Here is a 17,685-nt window from a genome sequence, read left to right on the forward strand (position 1 = left end):
TTATTAATCATCACCCCAAGAGCTTCCATTATTGTAGGAGTTGAAAAAGTACTCTGGACGCGTTTTGATAAAATCTTCCTCTTTAAACTCAAATAAGGAAGGGTGTACCTCACCACGTTGGATACTTTTTACTTTGTTTTCTGTGGTGGTTAGTTCATTAAGCACTTGAGTTATCTTGTCTTTCCATCCCTTTTCTGATAGATTAGTTTCGTTTTTTAAGTTGTTATCTCCTGTGTTTTTTGAGATTTTAAAAAGTAATGGAAAATGTACATCTTTTGGCATATTTGGAAAGACGAGTGCTATCATTTCTCGCTTTACTTTAATCTCATCCGTGTCAAAATTTTCTTGATGTAAGCTAAGATTGCTATAGAGTTTATAATCGAGTTGGAGAGATTCAATCTCTAGAGCATTTTCTTTTGCCACTATAGCAGTATAATCGTTTAAGAAACTATAAGTGTAATCATACGGCGTTACAATAGATGCGTATGGAAAGGTGTCTTTGGCGAGTGTGTTTTTATACTCTTCTATGGTATATTCTGTCCATTTTGCTCCTCCAGATGTGCTGTATAAGATAACTTGGTCCTTGTCATAGTTTACAATTATACCAGCTTTATCGCCTAGAAGGCCTTCACCTCCTTGATGAGTTTGCTCTCTACGTATACTATTTACATCTATATGAAAAGTAACTTCGGTTTTAGTATTACCCTCAATATTTTCAAGAACAATTTTTCCCACAAAAGGTTCATTTGTGTCACTCAGTTCTATAATTGGACTTTTTGTTTCTGATGAGAAACCACAAGAATTAAGAGTGCATAATGCTACTAATATAAGTAGATAACGAAGTTTTTGTGTCATTGTAAGTCTTGATAAGATGTCTAGCAAACTTAACAAAAACCACTTGTTATAAATATTTCCTTAAAAATAAACCCTCACAAAAGGTTGCCAAGCATCTGCATAAACAGAATCATTGTTGTCAAAGAGTACATTGTAACGTATCCCGATTGCGCCTAGGCTATTTCCTCCTACGTTGAGACGGTATCCCGCGCCCAGAAAGAGTGCAGTGTTCCAAGAATTTGGAATGTCTGGTAGTCCAGAAACCGATTGAAAAACGCGAAGTTGCTCAAACTCTCCAGATAGCTGTAAGAAATCAAGCGGATTTGAAATGACAATAGCACTTGCCCCTACAAGTGTTGTTTTAAAATCTCCAAATTTTTGATAAGTGTAATTAAGCCCTGGGCCAAATGCGACATATTGATTGGGTTGATACAGTGCACTTGGTGCAACTGTGATGTTAGTATTGTTTCGACCAAAATTTAAGCCTAATCCACCACCAAAACGCACCTTGCTCCAAAACTCACTTTTAGGTTTTGTAGCAATCTCTTGCGCTTGAGTTGTTGTTGTCATTATAAAAAAGAGGCCTGTAAGTAGTATAATCCCTAAAAAATTGCATTTCATAGCTGTAGTGTCTTAATTCTCTGTTATAAATATAGGTATTATATGTCCAAAAATGTTAATTATCGTATTTTTGCTTTTCTAAAGTCGCAAGACGCAGAACTTAAATATCAAATGGATAGATTTTCATTTCTGAATGCCGCACATACCGCTTACTTTGCTGAGCTTTACGATCAATATTTACTTAACCCAGATAGTGTAGAAGCTAGCTGGCGCGCTTTTTTTCAAGGTTTTGACTTTGGACTTGAAAGTGCAGAAGAGGTTACTGGTGATGGAGGGGGAGAGACTGTGGTTATTCCTGAAGGAATTCAAAAAGAATTTCAAATAGTAAAATTAATAGACGGATACCGTAACAGAGGTCACCTCTTTACAAAGACTAATCCTGTACGCGCACGTCGTAAATATGCACCTACACTAGAGATAGAAAACTTTGGACTCTCTAAGTCTGATCTTAGTACAGAGTTTGAAGCTGGTTCAATTTTAGGTATTGGGAAGAAGACGTTACAAGAGATTGTAAATCACCTTGAGGCCATATATTGTGACCACATAGGTATTGAGTATATGTACATTCGTAATCCAGAAGAGATTGCTTGGATACAGAACTGGCTCAATAAAAATGATAACCATCCTTCTTTTTCAAAAGAGGAAAAAAAGCATATTCTCAAAAAATTAAATCAAACAGCTTCTTTTGAAGGTTTCTTGCACTCTAAGTATGTAGGGCAAAAACGTTTTTCTGTAGAAGGACTTGACGCTATGATTCCGGGACTTGATACGCTTATCGAGAGAGGGTCTGATAAAGGTGTTGAGCAGTTTGTAGTAGGGATGGCACACCGTGGTCGTCTTAATGTACTAGCAAATATCTTCGGAAAATCACCAGAGGCAATTTTTTCTGAGTTTGACGGGAAAGAGTACGATGAGGATGAGCTTTTTGATGGAGATGTAAAATACCATATGGGGTGGACTAGCTTTCGCGAAAGCGATAAAGGACACAAAATACGTATGGACCTAGCACCTAACCCATCGCACCTCGAAACTGTAGGAGCAGTGATAGAGGGAATGTCTCGTGCAAAAATTGATAATCAGTTAGGAGGAGATGAGAAGAAAATCCTTCCTATTGCTATACACGGAGATGCTGCCGTAGCTGGTCAAGGTATTGTATATGAAATTGTGCAAATGGCACAGTTAGAAGGATATCGAACAGGTGGTACTATACATATCGTAGCAAATAACCAAGTAGGTTTTACTACAAACTATCTTGATGCGAGATCATCTACCTATAGTACAGATGTGGGTAAGGTTACCTTGTCTCCAGTGCTACACGTAAATGCAGATGATGTAGAGTCTGTATGTCACGCATTTGCCTTTGCACTTGATTTTAGAATGCAATTTGGCCGTGATGTATTTATAGACATACTAGGTTATAGAAAGTATGGGCATAATGAAGGTGATGAACCTAGATTTACACAGCCTTTATTGTATAAAGCAATCTCAAAACACGCAAATCCACGTGATATCTATGCAGAAAGACTTCTTAAGGAAGGAATTATAGAAAAGGGATACGTAAAGCAGCTCGAAAAAGAATATAAAGATGATCTTGAAGAAGATCTTGAAGAATCTCGTAAGAGAGATAAAACGGTAATTACCGAGATTCTTGCAGATGACTGGGAAGGGTATGAGATAGGAAGTAGAGAAGATATTCTTACTCCTGTAGATACTACCTATGATATAAGTAAGCTAGATGTTATAGCAGATGGTATTACTAAGTTGCCAGAAGATAAAAAGTTCATACGCAAGATACAGCGTATTGTTGCAGATAGAAATAAGCAGTATACAGAAAAGAATCAATTAGACTGGGGAATGGGTGAGCTTCTTGCTTACGGTTCTCTTATGGAAGAAGGATTTAATGTGCGTATATCTGGACAAGATGTAGAGAGAGGAACATTCTCTCACCGTCACGCCATTATCAAAACAGAAGATGATGTAGAAGAGATTAATCTACACAATCGTCTAGATGTAGCTGGTAAGATGGATATCTATAACTCACTACTTTCTGAGTATGGAGTCGTAGGTTTTGACTACGGGTATGCGATGGCTGCTCCTAAGACACTTACTATCTGGGAGGCTCAATTTGGAGATTTTTCAAATGGTGCACAGATAATGTTAGACCAATACATAAGCGCTGCAGAGTCTAAGTGGAAAACACAAAATGGACTTGTGATGTTATTACCTCACGGGTATGAAGGTCAAGGTTCTGAGCACTCTAGTGCACGTATGGAACGTTACCTACAGCTTTGTGCTACAGATAACCTCATAATGGCAGATGTAACAACGCCAGCAAACTTCTTTCACCTACTACGTCGCCAGATGAAGTGGAATTTTAGAAAGCCGCTTGTAGTTTTTACACCTAAATCATTATTAAGGCACCCTCTTGTAGTGAGTACTAAACAGGAACTCACCACAGGCTCTTTTCAAGAAGTTCTTGATGACACTGAGGTAGATAAGAAGAAAGTTACATCACTTGTATTCTGTACAGGAAAATTTTATTATGACCTCTTAGAGCGTCGTAAGGAAAATGGCCGTGATGATGTAGCCCTTGTACGTATAGAACAATTATTCCCGCTGCCACAAAAGCAGTTAGAAGATATTATAGCAACTTATCCTAATGTAACAGATTATGTCTGGGCACAAGAAGAGCCTCGAAATATGGGAGCTTGGGGTTATATGCTTATGAATTTTGATCAAGTAAAACTTAGAGTAGCATCGCGACGTGTTTATGCATCTCCAGCTGCGGGAAGTAGTACAAGATCAAAAGCAAGACACAAAAAAGTAATAGATAGCGTTTTTGAAGCGCCTGTAAAATAGTAACAATTAATAGCCGCCAGCGTCCTTCATCTAAGTAAGTTGAGTAACACTGGCGTAACCAGAAACATTATGGTTTTAGAAATGAAAGTCCCTTCACCGGGAGAATCCATCACAGAAGTTGAAATCGCACAATGGCTCGTTGAAGACGGCGATTATGTAGAAAAAGACCAGGCCATTGCCGAGGTAGACAGTGATAAAGCAACCCTCGAGCTTCCAGCAGAGATGAGTGGAGTCATTACACTTAAAGCAGAAGAAGGTGATGCTGTTGAGGTAGGTGCAGTTGTGTGCCTTATTGATACTGCTGCAGAGGCGCCAGCTACAGATACCTATGAAGGTGGAGATGAAGGTGGTGGAGACGGTAAAGTAGAAGAAAACCTTAAAAAAGAGCAGGCAGCAACTCCTAACACGGGAGAAAAAGCTCCTGCCGAAACTGAAAAGACATACGCATCTGGAACTCCAAGCCCAGCAGCAAGAAAAATTCTTGATGAAAAAGGAATGACTGCTAGCCAGGTTACGGGTACAGGTAGAGCTGGTCGCGTGACTAAAGAAGATGCTGTAAAAGCAACACCTTCTATGGGAACTCCAGGACCAGGTTCTAGAGGTGACTCACGTACTAAGTTATCTATGTTACGTCGTAAAGTTGCAGAGCGTCTAGTAGAAGCAAAAAACACAACAGCAATGCTTACTACCTTTAACGAGGTAAATATGCAGCCTATATTTGACTTGCGTAAGCAATACAAAGAGGACTTTAAGGCAAAGCACGGTGTAGGTCTAGGTTTTATGTCTTTCTTTACATTAGCAGTAGTAAGGGCTCTTGAGATGTATCCTGCTGTAAACAGTATGATAGATGGTAAGGAGATGCTTACTTTTGATTATAAAGATATCTCAATTGCTGTATCAGGTCCTAAAGGACTTATGGTGCCAGTTATTAGAAATGCAGAAAACCTTTCTTTTAGAGGGGTTGAGAGCGAGGTAAAACGTCTTGCAATAAGAGCTAGAGATGGTAAAATTACTGTAGATGAGATGACAGGAGGAACCTTTACAATCTCAAATGGAGGTGTATTTGGATCTATGTTATCTACACCTATCATAAACCCACCTCAATCTGGTATCTTAGGAATGCACAATATTGTAGAGCGCCCTATCGTAAAAGATGGTGAGATTGTAATCGCACCTATAATGTTTGTAGCATTATCTTATGATCACAGAATTATCGATGGTAAAGAGTCAGTAGGATTCTTAGTGGCAGTAAAAGAAGCACTAGAAGATCCTATTAACATTCTAATGGATGGAGATATCAAGAAAGCCCTAGAGATGTAAATCATTAGGATATAATAATATATGAAAGCCAACTTGTAATAAGTTGGCTTTTCTTTTTTACGCTTTCGCGAAAGCGGTTTCCATAGTATTAATAATCAAAGTATGTAAGTCTTTTTAGATGAGGTCCATAGTTGTGCAAAAAAAAACACTCATTAAAAAAATTTAATGAGTGCTTTTCAGTTGGGGGAAAGCTTAGGTTTGCGTAATCATAAAGATAAAAACTCTCATTATGAGAAATGAGAGTTTTAAAATAGCTTGTTTTCAAATATCATCAAAATCTTGAATAATAACCCTCTTATGAAAAAAGCTATGGGGGAGTACCAAAGATAAGATGGTATTAGGGTAAAATTTTACGGATTTCCTTTATTTGAGCGTTTTTTTATGATTTTTTTCAAACTTTTTTTAAATCAGGCGCAAGTCTGCTAGCAAACGTATGAGGTGTATGGTAGTTTTTGCACCAAACTCAGTGCGCAACTCACGCAGTCGCTTCTCGATACTACTGCGGCTGTAAGGTTTCATATTCTTAGACTTAAAGTGATGTTGTATTTCGTCTTGTGTAGCCCCATCTGCGAGAAGACTTAATAACTCAATATCGTAGTTATTGAGTTCTACCAGGTTTTTTTGTTTTACATTATCTGCAAGGTGTTGAGAGATGTATTTCTCACCTTTTGCGACCTGCTCTATGGCTTCCTTAAGATTTTCTAGTCCTCGTCTATCTTTACAAACATAACCATCTAGCAAGCCAGACTTCCAGAGGCTGTCAAAACGTTGTGGGTGATCTTCCATAGAGTAGACGATTACCTTAATGGACGGGTCTACCTCTTTTAATGCTTTAAAAAGGTGTTCTCCAGAGGTAAGACGTTCTTTGCGATGAGATTCTTTAAAGGAGAGGTCTGTAATTAAAAGGTCAAAGGGAGCGTTGTCTTGTATGGCCATTTTAAACTCTAAAAAAGCTTCATCACAGTACTCCACGTGTACGACTTCTGGTATTTTGAGCTGTTTAAGAATAGAAGAGACACCTAGTTTTATGTTGTCTATATCCTCGGCCGCTAGAATTTTTTTAAACATTGTACTGTAAATTAAATAGGGATTGATAATTCTGCTCTAAAACCTTCATCTACCGCAGAGTCAAATTTTATTTCTCCTCCTAGAGACTTGAGACGAGTTTGCGTATTTAATAAACCGCTACCACGACTATCTCTTGATAGTGATACTCCTTTACCATTGTCACTGTAGTTAATTTCTAAAAGTTTATCTACACTCTTAAAAACTAGCGCTACAAGAGAAGCTTTGCTATGCTTTCTCATATTAGTCATTAACTCCTGTAGTACTCGGTAAATCTCAATTTTTACTTCGGGATTTATAACACTCCAGTTTATAGATTCCAGACCTCTTAATATAAGTTTGCGTTCTGATGAGGTATAGGTTTGTAAGTTCATTGCAAGTTCTGTCGGGAAGTTCTCATCTGTTTGTATAGGTTTTGTCTCTCTAGAGAGGTCTCTACTTAACTTATAAATGTCCTCAAGTCTATCTGCTACAGCTGGAGAATGTACTTCATTTTCAACCTCATTCATAACTAAGTAAATCTCGTTTGCCAGCTCGTCGTGTAGTTTTTTGGCAAGGCGTTTTTCTGTTTCATAGCGATCTAGTAAACGCTGTTTTTTTGATTTCTCACGCTGGTACAATATAAAAACAACACCTATGATTAAAAGAGCTCCTATACCTGCTAGAGCCCAGTTTCTTTTTCTAATTGCTATGTCTTCCCGAAGCTGTGAGGCTGTAATTTTTTGTAAGGCGATATTTTCTCGTTCTTCTGCCTTTTCTACATCATAGCGCAGCTTTGCAAAGTCAAACTTAGCTTTGTTTTGAGCTTTAGTTAGAGAGTCTGACAAGGAGGTGTATTCTTCAAAAAGGACATTAGACTCTTTAGTTACTGGGATCAAATAATCGAGCGCTTTTATAACAGCCTCAGTGTTCTTAGCTTTAGAAGATATGTTATAAGCTTGTTGTGCGTGATATGCAGTTTTTTTAGTGTTTTCTAATGCCATATAAGCCTCTGCAAGGTGTATATGACTCGCATATTCTCCAGGTATGTCATTTATATCACTTCTCAAGTCTAAAGCTTCTTCTAGTAAGGATATCGCGTCTTTGTGTCCAGCACGTGATTTTGCAAAGCCATAATTATCTTTGAGTCTATATAATGTTTTAAGTGACAGGCTATCTTTATAGGCAAGACCTACCTCTAGTTGTTGTATGGCGCCGTTATTGTCACCAGATTTAAGTAGCGTGATAGCATAATTATTAATGAGTGAGGCTTTACTACTTGAAGCGTTAGCAAGTTGTAATGCTTTGCGATGGTACCGAATGGCCTCTTTCCATAAGCCACGCTCCCTATAAACCCTACCCAGAATATCATAGAACCAAGAGATTTCTGAGGGGTCCTTTAATGTGTTACTATAGTCAAGAGCATTTACAATAGTATATTCTGCTCCATCTATATCGCCAAGACTGGTTTGTATGTAGCTCGCTTTTTTTGAAATTTTTATAATCTGTACACTATCCTTTAACTCAGTAAAGAGTTCTATGGCGTGTACATAGTTTGTAAAAGCCTCAGAGGCATTCTGCTTTTTCTTATAAATATCTCCTTGATTATCATAAGATTGAGCGATAAATCGCTTGCTTTTTAGTCTAGTTGCTTCGTCTAATACTGTTTTAGTCTGGGCAATTGCTTGATCGTATTGCTTATCATAATAATACAAATCACACCTATAGATTAGTTGTTCAAGGTATACAGAGTCAGACACTTGTCTTGACCAGTAAATTGCTTTATCATTTGCTGCCAGTCTATCTTTGTAAGATTCTTTTTTTTTACGGCTTAACTTTTTGTAGTACAGTAAACTATCCTCAGCCTTATATTTCTGAGGTGGAAGGGTGCTGTAAACCGTAAAACTATACAGTAAAAAAAGGGATGACAGAACAAACTGTTTCATCCCTCTAATATACGAATTAGTGAAAAATATTAAGATGCAAAAGGTCTAATTACCCTCTTCATCTTCCTTTTCTTCTCCATTGTTATCATCCTCTCCCCAGGTGCTTTCTATGCGATCACTTTCTTCGGTCACGGTATCTGGAGTACAAGCAGTAAAGGTTACTCCCATAAATAAAAATGCTAAGATGTAAATTGTTGTTTTCATAATTTTAATGTTTCAGGGTTATTATTTTACGTAAGAAAAATCTTATTTAACAAAGAAATATGTAGCCTTTTACGGATTTCCTTTATGAAACCTAATGCTATTTATCGTTCTTTGTGTGCTGATTATCTTTTAGATACGTAAATATCTAGCTTATCAAGAGTGCTAGATGGAAAACCGATGGAAAATCCTTTCCAATCCCTAATAGAAAAATATATAGGAATGATTTAGAAATAAAAATTACCATTATGATGTTTAGAAAAATTGTTTTGTCCGCTTTCGCGAAAGCGCAAACAGAAACCCCCGGAAACACAAAAACACAATGGGCAGACCACCTAGCAATTAGTCTCTGGTGTGAGTGTAATTATCAAATCTCAAGAAGAACACTTCTTAATTATTACAATAATTACATAGAAGATGGAGATAATGAAGAGCTATCGCCAAATGCAAAGATGATTGAGATGCTCTGTAAGTATCTAGGTTATCCAAATTATGCCACTTATCTTTTGCACCAAGCGAGTATGCAAGGTGTGAGAAATGATGAGAACCCACAGGCATTTACCTATACGTTACAAACAGAGAGTTATAAAGAAGAAGTGACTATACTTATACGTAGAGAGCTAGTGACACCTCGTAATGTGGCATAACTAGTTTAACTTATAATGTACTTTATTTTCATCTAGAGAGTCTAGTAGCTCCTGGCATATTCTTATTTTAGTCTTTTTGCTAGGCATTTTTACATAGATTTTTTCCTGAGGTTCAAACACTTGAAAGTGCAGTTTTGCACTACCTATGTGTTGATCTAAAATTTCCTTAATCTCTGCTACTCTAGCTTCGGCTATCTCATTTATGTCGATGTTTATGGTGAGCTTTTTAGCATTATTTTCCATAACATCTTGCAGTTGCTGTATGCTATTAAACTGGGTGCGAGGATCACTCTTTCTTCCAGTCTCTCTATTAGTAAAGCCATCCTTTATAAAGACCTTAGCGTGTATAAAACTATTAGGTATTAAAAAGTGCCTCATCTTGAGATACTCTTCCCCAAACATTCTAAACTCAAAGGTGTCTGTAAAGTCCTCTACCGTAAAAGCTGCCCAACCTTTGCCATTTTTTGATACGCGATGTTGTACATCTGTAATTACTCCACCAAAGGTGAGTTCTCTATTTACAAAAGCCTCCATCTGGTTAAAATGAGCAACGGTAGCGTTGCAAAAGGTCTCCATCTCGGTTTTAAAATCATCTAGTGGGTGACCAGAGATGTATACACCTACAACTTCTTTCTCACGTTTGAGCTTCTCCATTGTACCCCATTCTTCACACGGCGGAACTTCTGGTTCTGGTATTTGTACCTCACTTGCTTCTCCAAAAAGGCTTACTTGAGAGCTGTTTTCGTTTTCTTGATAGCGTGCACCATACTTAACTGCTTTTTCTAAAAAGGTAATCCCATCACCATTATCATTAAAGAATTGTGCTCTGTGCGTGTCGCCATCTAGTTCATCAAAGCCGCCGGCTAGAGCAAGACTTTCAAAAGCTTTCTTATTTGCAGCACGTAAATCTACACGACGAGCAAAGTCAAAAACAGATTTATATTTTCCTTCTTTTCTATTTTCTACAATAGTGGCAACAGCCCCTGTACCTACACCTTTTACAGCACCCATACCAAAACGTACAGCGCCATTATCATTTACTGTAAATTTTCTAAAAGATTCATTTACATCTGGGCCTAGTACTTCTAGTCCCATACGTTTTGCTTCTTCCATAAAGAATGTTACTTGCTTTATGTCGTTCATATTGTTAGAAAGTACAGCGGCAAGATACTCTGCAGGGTAGTGTGCCTTTAAATATGCTGTTTGATAGGCAATCCAAGCGTAGCAGGTAGAGTGAGATTTATTAAAGGCATATGCAGCAAATGCTTCCCAGTCTTTCCATATTTTTTCCAGCTTTTCTGGGTCGTGTCCTTTTGCAGAAGCCTGTTCTATAAACTTAGGCTTCATTTTGTCAAGAACGGCAATTTGCTTTTTACCCATCGCCTTACGCAGTACATCTGCCTCACCTTTTGTAAAGTCGGCAAGTTTTTGAGATAGAAGCATCACTTGCTCTTGGTATACAGTAATACCATAGGTTTCTTTTAAGTACTCCTCCATTGCTGGTAAGTCATACTCAATGTCTTCTTCTCCGTGCTTCCTTCTTACAAAAGAGGGGATGTATTCCATTGGCCCCGGGCGATACAGTGCATTCATTGCAATAAGATCTTCAAAAACGGTAGGTTTAAGAGATTGCATATGCTTTTGCATACCAGGTGATTCATATTGAAAAATCCCTATCGTGTCACCACGCTGGAAGAGTTCATATGTCTTTTCATCATCTAGAGGGAAGTTCTCTGGATCCAGATCTACATTGTGGCGATACTTTACAAGCTTAACAGTGTCCTTTATAAGAGTAAGGGTCTTCAGACCCAAGAAATCCATCTTAAGCAATCCAGCTTCTTCTACTACAGAGTTGTCAAACTGTGTTACATAGAGATCTGAGTCTTTTGCTAGTGCAACAGGTACAAAATTTGTAATATCATCTGGTGTGATAATCACTCCACAGGCGTGTATCCCCGTGTTACGTACAGACCCCTCTAGCTGGCGTGCTTGCCTTAGCATTTGCCCTTCCAGATTGTCTTGTGTTTCTATATTAATAAGCTCCTGCACTTTTGGAAGATCATCAGATCTAAACGCGCTACGTAGCTCTGCATCTGTTTTTCCAAATATCTTACGCAGCTTACTCATAGTAGGTATGAGCTTTGCAATACGGTCTGCATCTCCTAGTGATAGATCTAGTGCTCTAGAGGTATCTCGTATAGAAGACTTTGCAGCCATTGTACCGTATGTAATAATTTGTGCAACTTGATTTGCACCATACTTATCTATTACATATTGCATTACACGCCCACGTCCTTCATCATCAAAGTCAATATCAATATCGGGCATACTCACACGATCCGGATTTAAGAAACGCTCAAAAAGTAGGTCATACTTCATCGGGTCTATGTTTGTAATCCATAAACAGTATGCTGCAACAGATCCCGCAGCAGATCCACGACCAGGTCCTACAGATACATCCATATTACGAGCCTCGCGTATAAAATCTTCTACAATCAAGAAGTAACCCGGGTATCCTGTTTTTTCTATAACGTCAAGCTCAAAATCTAAACGTTCTGTAACTTCTTCTGAAAGTTCTTCACCATAGCGTTTTTTTGCACCTTCATAAACCAGATGTCTTAAAAAAGCATTTTCACCACGTTTTCCACCATCTATGGCATCTTCTGGAGATACAAATTCTTGAGGTATGTCAAAAGCTGGAAGCAGTACGTCTCTCGCAAGTTCATAAGGTTCAATTTTATCAACAACCTCTTGTACATTTAAAATAGCTTCTGGCACATCTGCAAAGAGGGTTTTCATTTCCTCTCCACTTTTAAAGTAGTACTCATCATTAGGAAGGCCATAACGATAGCCACGACCACGACCTTTTGGCGTTGCCACTTTTTCTCCATCTTTTACACAAAGTAATACGTCGTGTGCGTCTGCATCAGATTTTTCGATGTAAAAAGTATTGTTTGATGCGACAGTTTTTATGTTGTGCTTTCGCGAAAGCGCAATTAAAACAGGCATCACCCTATCCTCATCTTCTTGCCCGTGACGCATTAACTCAACATAAAGATCATCACCAAACTGTTCTTTCCACCAAACGAGCGCTTCCTCGGCTTGTTTTTCGCCTACGTTAAGTATTTTGCTAGGCACCTCTCCATATAGGTTACCTGTGAGTACAATAAGATCATCGCGATATTGCATTATCACATTACGATCTATACGAGGTACATAATAAAAACCATCTGTGTAGGCAATAGACGCCATTTTACAGAGGTTTTGATATCCATTTTTATTTTTGGCGAGGATCACTATTTGGTACCCATTATCTTTCTGGCTTTTGTTTTTGTGGTCTACACATACGTTAAACTCACAACCAATAATGGCTTTAAGAGGTACTCCCTCCGGTTCTTCTCCCGCCTCTACGGCTGCGGCATTTGCTTTTTTTACGCCTGCGTTAAGTGACTTTACCGCTTTTGTAAAGTGAAAAGCTCCCATCATATTACCCATATCTGTCATAGCGACTGCAGGCATTTTTTGAGCTGCAGCAGCCTTTACAATGTCTTGTACACTAGCGGTAGACTGGAGTATAGAAAACTGTGAGTGATTATGTAAATGAGCAAACTTTACCTCAGATAGCTTTGCAGCATTATCTTCTAGTTCTGTTTGTGATATTTCTGGGGCTTCATTTTGTGCAGCTAGTTTTTTAGCAATGCGCTCAGAAGCTTTTTTGAGATTGATGTGCTTGAGTCCTATAAACTCAATGGGTTGCGGGTTTGCTTGAGAAAACCTATCAAAATAGTCTGGCTGTACATCTAGCTCCTCTTTTGTGTATACACGCTGGCGTATAAGTTCTAAAAAGCAACGCGTAGTTGCCTCAACATCTGCCGTAGCATTGTGAGCTTCTCCAAAACCTTCACCAAAAAGATGTTTGTGCAACTCTGTAAGTGTAGGTAGTTTAAATTTTCCACCTCGTCCTCCAGGTAACTGGCAAAGGGTTGCCGTTTTTTCTGTACACGTATCTAGTACGGGCAGCTCTTGCAGGTCGTTGCCAATGTTGAGCCTGTGAAACTCTGCACCCATAATATTTGTATCAAAACCTACGTTTTGACCCACCACATATTTTGCCTGAGATAATGCAATATTAAACTTCTCAAGAACCTCAGAGAGTGCAACTCCATCTTTTTCTGCTAGGGCTGTTGATATCCCGTGTATACGCTCTGCATCATAGGGAATGTCAAACCCTTCTGGCTTTACTAGATAATCTTGATGCTCTATAACTTGTCCCATCTCATCGTGCAGCTGCCAGGCTATCTGTATACAGCGTGGCCAGTTGTCTGAGTCTGTAATAGGAGCGTTCCAGTTTTTTGGAAGTCCTGTAGTTTCGGTGTCAAAAATGAGGTACATAGGCGTAAAAAATGTGGATAAGAAATGTACAGAATTTTACTCTTTAATGTGTGCTTAATTGATGTCAAATTTTGATGATTTATGCACAATTTTTTAAGTTGAGATAAGACATTGACCATCAGAAATTGAAGCAAAAAAATCCCAGCCTAGTGGCTGGGATTTCCCTTCTTTTTCAAATTCAATTTTTTATAGTGTGCTTATTATGCCCACTCCTCTAGAGTTTTTACCTCATTAAGAGCATTCTGTATGCTGTTGCGTTGTTGTTCTAAAATTGTTCTTGTAGAACTTGGTAATGTAGTCTCTGCTAGCACTTCATTATATGTTTCTACAGAGGCTTTTTCTCCTCTTATTGCTTCTTCTAGTACTGCCTCATCATTATCTGTAGTGAAGGCCGCTTTAATATCCATCCACGCTCTGTGTGCGTCTGCAGTGAAGCTTGTTCCTTTATCTACTTCTTGTCCAAAACTGCGTACTTCTTCTTTAATCTCGTGTCCAAAGTTATATCGATCTTGAGCACGGTTGTTAAAAAAGTTTTTTAGTCCTGTGTTGCTTACTTTTTCTGCCGCTTTCTTGTAGCCAGCTTCTGCATCATATGACTTGGTTAATAAATTATTTAACTTATTTCCTACTTCTTCTGTATAGCTCATAATATATTTTTTGTTGTTAGTAATGATGTAAAAGTACAGGGAGACAGGGCTCTGGGTTAAGGGTTTAACCACCTTTAACCTCATAGCGCTAGTTTTGGCGCTTATTAACGTAAATCTGTGTTAAGTGTCTTAAATTACTTAACATAAAAGAAAAAGCACCCCTTGTGGAGTGCTTGTATTGTGGGTGGTTACGCTTTCGCGAAAGCGTAATAAAACCTAATAATTTATAGTAAATGCACCTTCTGTTACGTCAAACCCATCATCTGTTTGAAAAGAAAAGGTACCTACAATAAGCTCATTTGCCGCATCATTTGTAATGATGGTAAGTTCTCCAGATGTAGCATTAGACACTCCATTGGGAACCGTATAACCAGCCGAAAGATCTGGATTTGTACCTAACAAGTAGTCACCTGGCATTGTATTGAGCGGAAAGTTTAATGCAAGAGAGGTGGTAGAGGTCTGTCCTACTACGGTTATAAGATTACCAGATACAGAACTATTTATAATAGTAGGAACAAAAGTAATTGTGTTGACCTTTGCTGTAAAGCTGTCAGAAAGTATAATAATTTCTGGTTCCTCCATTAAAGGACTTAATATAGGAACTTGATATGCAATGCCTCTGTAAAAGAAAATGGAGTCTTGAAGTGATTCTGTATATGCAGTAAAGCTAAACTCGCCAGAAAGACTAGTATCACCGTTAAGAGAATAAACAAAATTTCCTCGAGAAAGAGGGTTAAGTGTGCTGTATTCTACACCATTCTCATCCGTGTATACAGCTATATTTGTGTTGTTTGATCCGCCTAGGGTAACGGGGCTCTGGCTCTGGTTGTTAACAAGAAGATTAACGGCTTCAAGGCCACGCTCTCCAGTGACCACAAGGCTTCCGTCTGTATTAAAAATGGCTCTCGAGTCATTTGCTCTAAAGAGTAAGCTGTCTTTAATTCCTTGTAAAGCCGGACTATTGTCTTCTATGGTACTACAAGAAGTAAAGAGCATTACACTTATTAATGTAAGGAATAATACTTTCATTGAGGGGTGTCTTAAATATTTTGCAAAAGTACTCTATATTAAAGACATAACGTGTCGAATGGATCAAAAATTGTAGTATATTTGCAGACTTAAATAAAAACAGGGGTCGGGTACCCCACAAATTAACTTTTATGTCAGTTAAAATTAGATTACAAAGACACGGTAAAAAAGGAAAACCTTTTTACTGGATCGTAGCAGCAGATGCACGCGCAAAGAGAGATGGTAAATACTTAGAAAAAATAGGTACTTACAATCCTAACAGTAACCCAGCACAGATTGATCTAGATGTAGATGGAGCTGTAACTTGGTTACAAAACGGAGCGCAGCCTACTGAGACGGCAAAACGTCTTTTATCGTACAAAGGAGCAATGCTCAAAAATCACCTTGCAGGTGGTGTACGTAAAGGAGCGCTTACTGAAGAGCAAGCAGAAGAAAAATTCAACGCTTGGTTAGAAGAAAAAGCTTCTAAAGTAGCAGCTAAGAAAGGTGACCTTTCTAAAGCAGAAGAAAAAGCAAAAGCAGACGCTCTTGCAGCTGAGAAAGCTGTAAACGAGGCTCGTATCGCAGCAGCACAACCAGAAGTGGTTGCAGATGCTGAGGATGCTCCTGGTGCAGAGGGTGAAGCAGCAGCTTCAGACTCTGAAGAGTAAACAGCATTATAAGCCCACGGGCTTTATAAATGTAACAGAAACGTCCTAATGTAATTATTAGGACGTTTTCTTATTTTATAAGATATCATTGTATTTTTACAACCTATGAAAAAGGAAGAATGTTTTTACCTAGGTAAAATAGTACGTAAGTACAGTTTTAAAGGAGAACTACTCGCAAAACTTGATACAGACGAGCCAGAACAGTATGTAGATATGGACTCTGTCTTTATCGATTTTGGTCCTAGTCTTGTGCCTTATTTTATCGAGTCTTCACAATTACACAAGTCTACACTGCTCCGTGTTAAATTTGAAGATATTGATACAGAAGAAGATGCAGATGATATGATAGGAGCTGGTTTATACCTTCCACTAGACCTATTACCAGAGTTAAAGGGAGATCAATTTTACTTCCACGAGGTAGTAGGCTTTACTGCGGTAGATAAGGCTTTTGGTGAGATAGGTACCATCACTTATGTAAATGATAGTAACACACAGGCTATTTTTGAGATAGATCGTGATGGCTCTCAAGTACTCATCCCTATGGTAGATGACTTTATCAAAAAGGTAGACCGCGAGAATAAACAAATGCATTTTGAACTACCTGAAGGCTTGATAGATTTATACATATAATGTCATCAAAACCCTTTAAATTCAAACAGTTTACCATCGCTCAAGATCGCTGTGCGATGAAAATAGGTACAGATGGTGTCTTGCTAGGTGCTTGGACGTCTACAGAGGCATATCCAGATAGCATACTTGATATAGGGACAGGCACAGGTGTGATTGCACTTATGCTTGCACAGCGCTGCGATGCACAAACCATAGATGCCGTTGAGCTAGATGATAATGCCTATGAGCAGGCTACCGAAAATTTTGAAAACAGTGACTGGGGCGATCGTCTGTTCTGTTACCACGCACATTTATACGAGTTTGCGGCAGAGGTAGATGATGAGTATGACCTTATAGTTTGTAACCCGCCATTTTATACAGAAGATCTCACACAAGCCTCACAAGACGCATTAAAAGAAAAGTCGCAAAATGATGGTGCAGCCCAAGATGCAAGAGAGCAAGCAAGGTTTGAGTCTGCGATGCCTTTTGAATTACTCGTGGGAGCGGTGGCAAAGCTGCTTTCGCCAGAAGGTACATTTAACGTGATAATCCCTTATGAGCGTGAAGATGATTTTATTTTGCTATGTTCTAGAGCACAACTTGTGCCTACAAGAATTACCAGAGTAAAAGGAACCCCAGACGCACCCGTAAAGCGCAGTCTTATGTCTTTCTCATTTGCTGCTCAAGATGAAGAAGTGGTAGATGGAGAAGACCGCTTTCGCGAAAGCGTAACCCCGCAAAGTCCCGCAGAGATAACAACGCTTATTATCGAAAAGTCACGTCACGATTATACTGACGCATATGTCTCACTGGTTAAAGACTTCTATATCAAAATGTAAGCTGGGTTTTGGGCATTGAAAACGTTTTCGCTACTTTTACGATGCAA

The 17,685-nt window shown here is 38.6% G+C and carries 14 protein-coding genes; 6 read left to right on the plus strand and 8 right to left on the minus strand.

The genetic code is table 11. The features are described from left to right. Nucleotides 1–3: 3 nt before the first annotated feature. Entirely contained in the window at nucleotides 4–855 is an 852-nt protein-coding gene (locus ACJJVM_RS09370; protein ID WP_405211515.1) for a hypothetical protein, read from the minus strand. Between the two features lie 60 nt (nucleotides 856–915). Then, entirely contained in the window at nucleotides 916–1,455 is a 540-nt protein-coding gene (locus ACJJVM_RS09375) for an alpha-ketoglutarate decarboxylase (protein ID WP_405211516.1), read from the minus strand. A 111-nt stretch (nucleotides 1,456–1,566) separates the two neighbouring features. Here ACJJVM_RS09375 and ACJJVM_RS09380 point away from each other — a divergent pair, with 111 nt between their 5' ends. Continuing rightward, nucleotides 1,567–4,314, plus strand: coding sequence for a 2-oxoglutarate dehydrogenase E1 component (locus ACJJVM_RS09380; RefSeq protein ID WP_405211517.1), 2,748 nt, complete (start codon nucleotides 1,567–1,569; stop codon nucleotides 4,312–4,314). A 69-nt stretch (nucleotides 4,315–4,383) separates the two neighbouring features. After that, on the plus strand, nucleotides 4,384–5,634 hold the full coding sequence (gene odhB / locus ACJJVM_RS09385; protein ID WP_035334745.1) for a 2-oxoglutarate dehydrogenase complex dihydrolipoyllysine-residue succinyltransferase: 1,251 nt from the start codon (nucleotides 4,384–4,386) through the stop codon (nucleotides 5,632–5,634). 402 nt (nucleotides 5,635–6,036) lie between these two features. On the opposite strand, the gene ACJJVM_RS09390 is transcribed toward odhB, so the two are convergent. The 3 genes from ACJJVM_RS09390 to ACJJVM_RS09400 are packed head-to-tail and all read right to left on the minus strand — an operon-like array spanning nucleotide 6,037 to nucleotide 8,828. Continuing rightward, a complete protein-coding gene (locus ACJJVM_RS09390) occupies nucleotides 6,037–6,702 on the minus strand; it encodes a DNA-binding response regulator (RefSeq protein ID WP_298348982.1) in 666 nt (221 codons plus the stop codon). 11 nt (nucleotides 6,703–6,713) lie between these two features. Beyond that, nucleotides 6,714–8,624, minus strand: coding sequence for an ATP-binding protein (locus ACJJVM_RS09395; RefSeq protein WP_405211518.1), 1,911 nt, complete (start codon nucleotides 8,622–8,624; stop codon nucleotides 6,714–6,716). Between the two features lie 45 nt (nucleotides 8,625–8,669). Further along, nucleotides 8,670–8,828 carry a hypothetical protein gene (locus ACJJVM_RS09400; RefSeq protein ID WP_298348977.1) on the minus strand — a complete coding sequence of 53 codons (159 nt, stop codon included), beginning with the start codon at nucleotides 8,826–8,828 and terminating at the stop codon, nucleotides 8,670–8,672. 245 nt (nucleotides 8,829–9,073) lie between these two features. Here ACJJVM_RS09400 and ACJJVM_RS09405 point away from each other — a divergent pair, with 245 nt between their 5' ends. Next, a complete protein-coding gene (locus ACJJVM_RS09405) occupies nucleotides 9,074–9,472 on the plus strand; it encodes a hypothetical protein (RefSeq protein WP_298348974.1) in 399 nt (132 codons plus the stop codon). Here ACJJVM_RS09405 and dnaE read toward each other — a convergent pair whose 3' ends face one another. The 3 genes from dnaE to ACJJVM_RS09420 form a co-directional block, all read right to left on the minus strand. Beyond that, entirely contained in the window at nucleotides 9,473–13,864 is a 4,392-nt protein-coding gene (dnaE, locus tag ACJJVM_RS09410; protein ID WP_405211519.1) for a DNA polymerase III subunit alpha, read from the minus strand. It abuts the gene before it with no gap. Nucleotides 13,865–14,064: 200 nt separating this feature from the next. After that, a complete protein-coding gene (locus ACJJVM_RS09415; protein ID WP_298348968.1) occupies nucleotides 14,065–14,511 on the minus strand; it encodes a PA2169 family four-helix-bundle protein in 447 nt (148 codons plus the stop codon). Between the two features lie 216 nt (nucleotides 14,512–14,727). Beyond that, nucleotides 14,728–15,540: a DUF6252 family protein gene (locus ACJJVM_RS09420; protein ID WP_405211520.1), complete on the minus strand. Its 813-nt coding sequence runs from the start codon at nucleotides 15,538–15,540 to the stop codon at nucleotides 14,728–14,730. A 131-nt stretch (nucleotides 15,541–15,671) separates the two neighbouring features. Here ACJJVM_RS09420 and ACJJVM_RS09425 point away from each other — a divergent pair, with 131 nt between their 5' ends. The 3 genes from ACJJVM_RS09425 (at nucleotide 15,672) to ACJJVM_RS09435 (ending at nucleotide 17,638) form a co-directional block, all read left to right on the plus strand. After that, nucleotides 15,672–16,190, plus strand: a complete 519-nt coding sequence (locus ACJJVM_RS09425; RefSeq protein ID WP_298348962.1) for a 30S ribosomal protein S16 — start codon at nucleotides 15,672–15,674, stop codon at nucleotides 16,188–16,190. A gap of 105 nt (nucleotides 16,191–16,295) precedes the next feature. Beyond that, nucleotides 16,296–16,820: a ribosome maturation factor RimM gene (gene rimM / locus ACJJVM_RS09430; RefSeq protein ID WP_299150910.1), complete on the plus strand. Its 525-nt coding sequence runs from the start codon at nucleotides 16,296–16,298 to the stop codon at nucleotides 16,818–16,820. Next, nucleotides 16,820–17,638, plus strand: a complete 819-nt coding sequence (locus ACJJVM_RS09435) for a tRNA1(Val) (adenine(37)-N6)-methyltransferase (RefSeq protein WP_405211521.1) — start codon at nucleotides 16,820–16,822, stop codon at nucleotides 17,636–17,638. The genes rimM and ACJJVM_RS09435 overlap by 1 nt, the downstream gene beginning before the upstream one ends. Nucleotides 17,639–17,685: the final 47 nt, after the last annotated feature.

The sequence above is a fragment of the Dokdonia sp. Asnod2-E02 genome (assembly GCF_045063915.1).
GTDB lineage: Bacteria > Bacteroidota > Bacteroidia > Flavobacteriales > Flavobacteriaceae > Dokdonia.

What these genes read in the sequence shown, in the direction of transcription:
- ACJJVM_RS09370 (WP_405211515.1), bottom strand. Translation starts at nt 855, where the DNA reads ATGACACAAAAACTTCGTTATCTACTTATATTAGTAGCATTATGCACT.
- ACJJVM_RS09375 (WP_405211516.1), bottom strand. Translation starts at nt 1,455, where the DNA reads ATGAAATGCAATTTTTTAGGGATTATACTACTTACAGGCCTCTTTTTT.
- ACJJVM_RS09380 (WP_405211517.1), top strand. Translation starts at nt 1,567, where the DNA reads ATGGATAGATTTTCATTTCTGAATGCCGCACATACCGCTTACTTTGCT.
- odhB (WP_035334745.1), top strand. Translation starts at nt 4,384, where the DNA reads ATGGTTTTAGAAATGAAAGTCCCTTCACCGGGAGAATCCATCACAGAA.
- ACJJVM_RS09390 (WP_298348982.1), bottom strand. Translation starts at nt 6,702, where the DNA reads ATGTTTAAAAAAATTCTAGCGGCCGAGGATATAGACAACATAAAACTA.
- ACJJVM_RS09395 (WP_405211518.1), bottom strand. Translation starts at nt 8,624, where the DNA reads ATGAAACAGTTTGTTCTGTCATCCCTTTTTTTACTGTATAGTTTTACG.
- ACJJVM_RS09400 (WP_298348977.1), bottom strand. Translation starts at nt 8,828, where the DNA reads ATGAAAACAACAATTTACATCTTAGCATTTTTATTTATGGGAGTAACC.
- ACJJVM_RS09405 (WP_298348974.1), top strand. Translation starts at nt 9,074, where the DNA reads ATGATGTTTAGAAAAATTGTTTTGTCCGCTTTCGCGAAAGCGCAAACA.
- dnaE (WP_405211519.1), bottom strand. Translation starts at nt 13,864, where the DNA reads ATGTACCTCATTTTTGACACCGAAACTACAGGACTTCCAAAAAACTGG.
- ACJJVM_RS09415 (WP_298348968.1), bottom strand. Translation starts at nt 14,511, where the DNA reads ATGAGCTATACAGAAGAAGTAGGAAATAAGTTAAATAATTTATTAACC.
- ACJJVM_RS09420 (WP_405211520.1), bottom strand. Translation starts at nt 15,540, where the DNA reads ATGAAAGTATTATTCCTTACATTAATAAGTGTAATGCTCTTTACTTCT.
- ACJJVM_RS09425 (WP_298348962.1), top strand. Translation starts at nt 15,672, where the DNA reads ATGTCAGTTAAAATTAGATTACAAAGACACGGTAAAAAAGGAAAACCT.
- rimM (WP_299150910.1), top strand. Translation starts at nt 16,296, where the DNA reads ATGAAAAAGGAAGAATGTTTTTACCTAGGTAAAATAGTACGTAAGTAC.
- ACJJVM_RS09435 (WP_405211521.1), top strand. Translation starts at nt 16,820, where the DNA reads ATGTCATCAAAACCCTTTAAATTCAAACAGTTTACCATCGCTCAAGAT.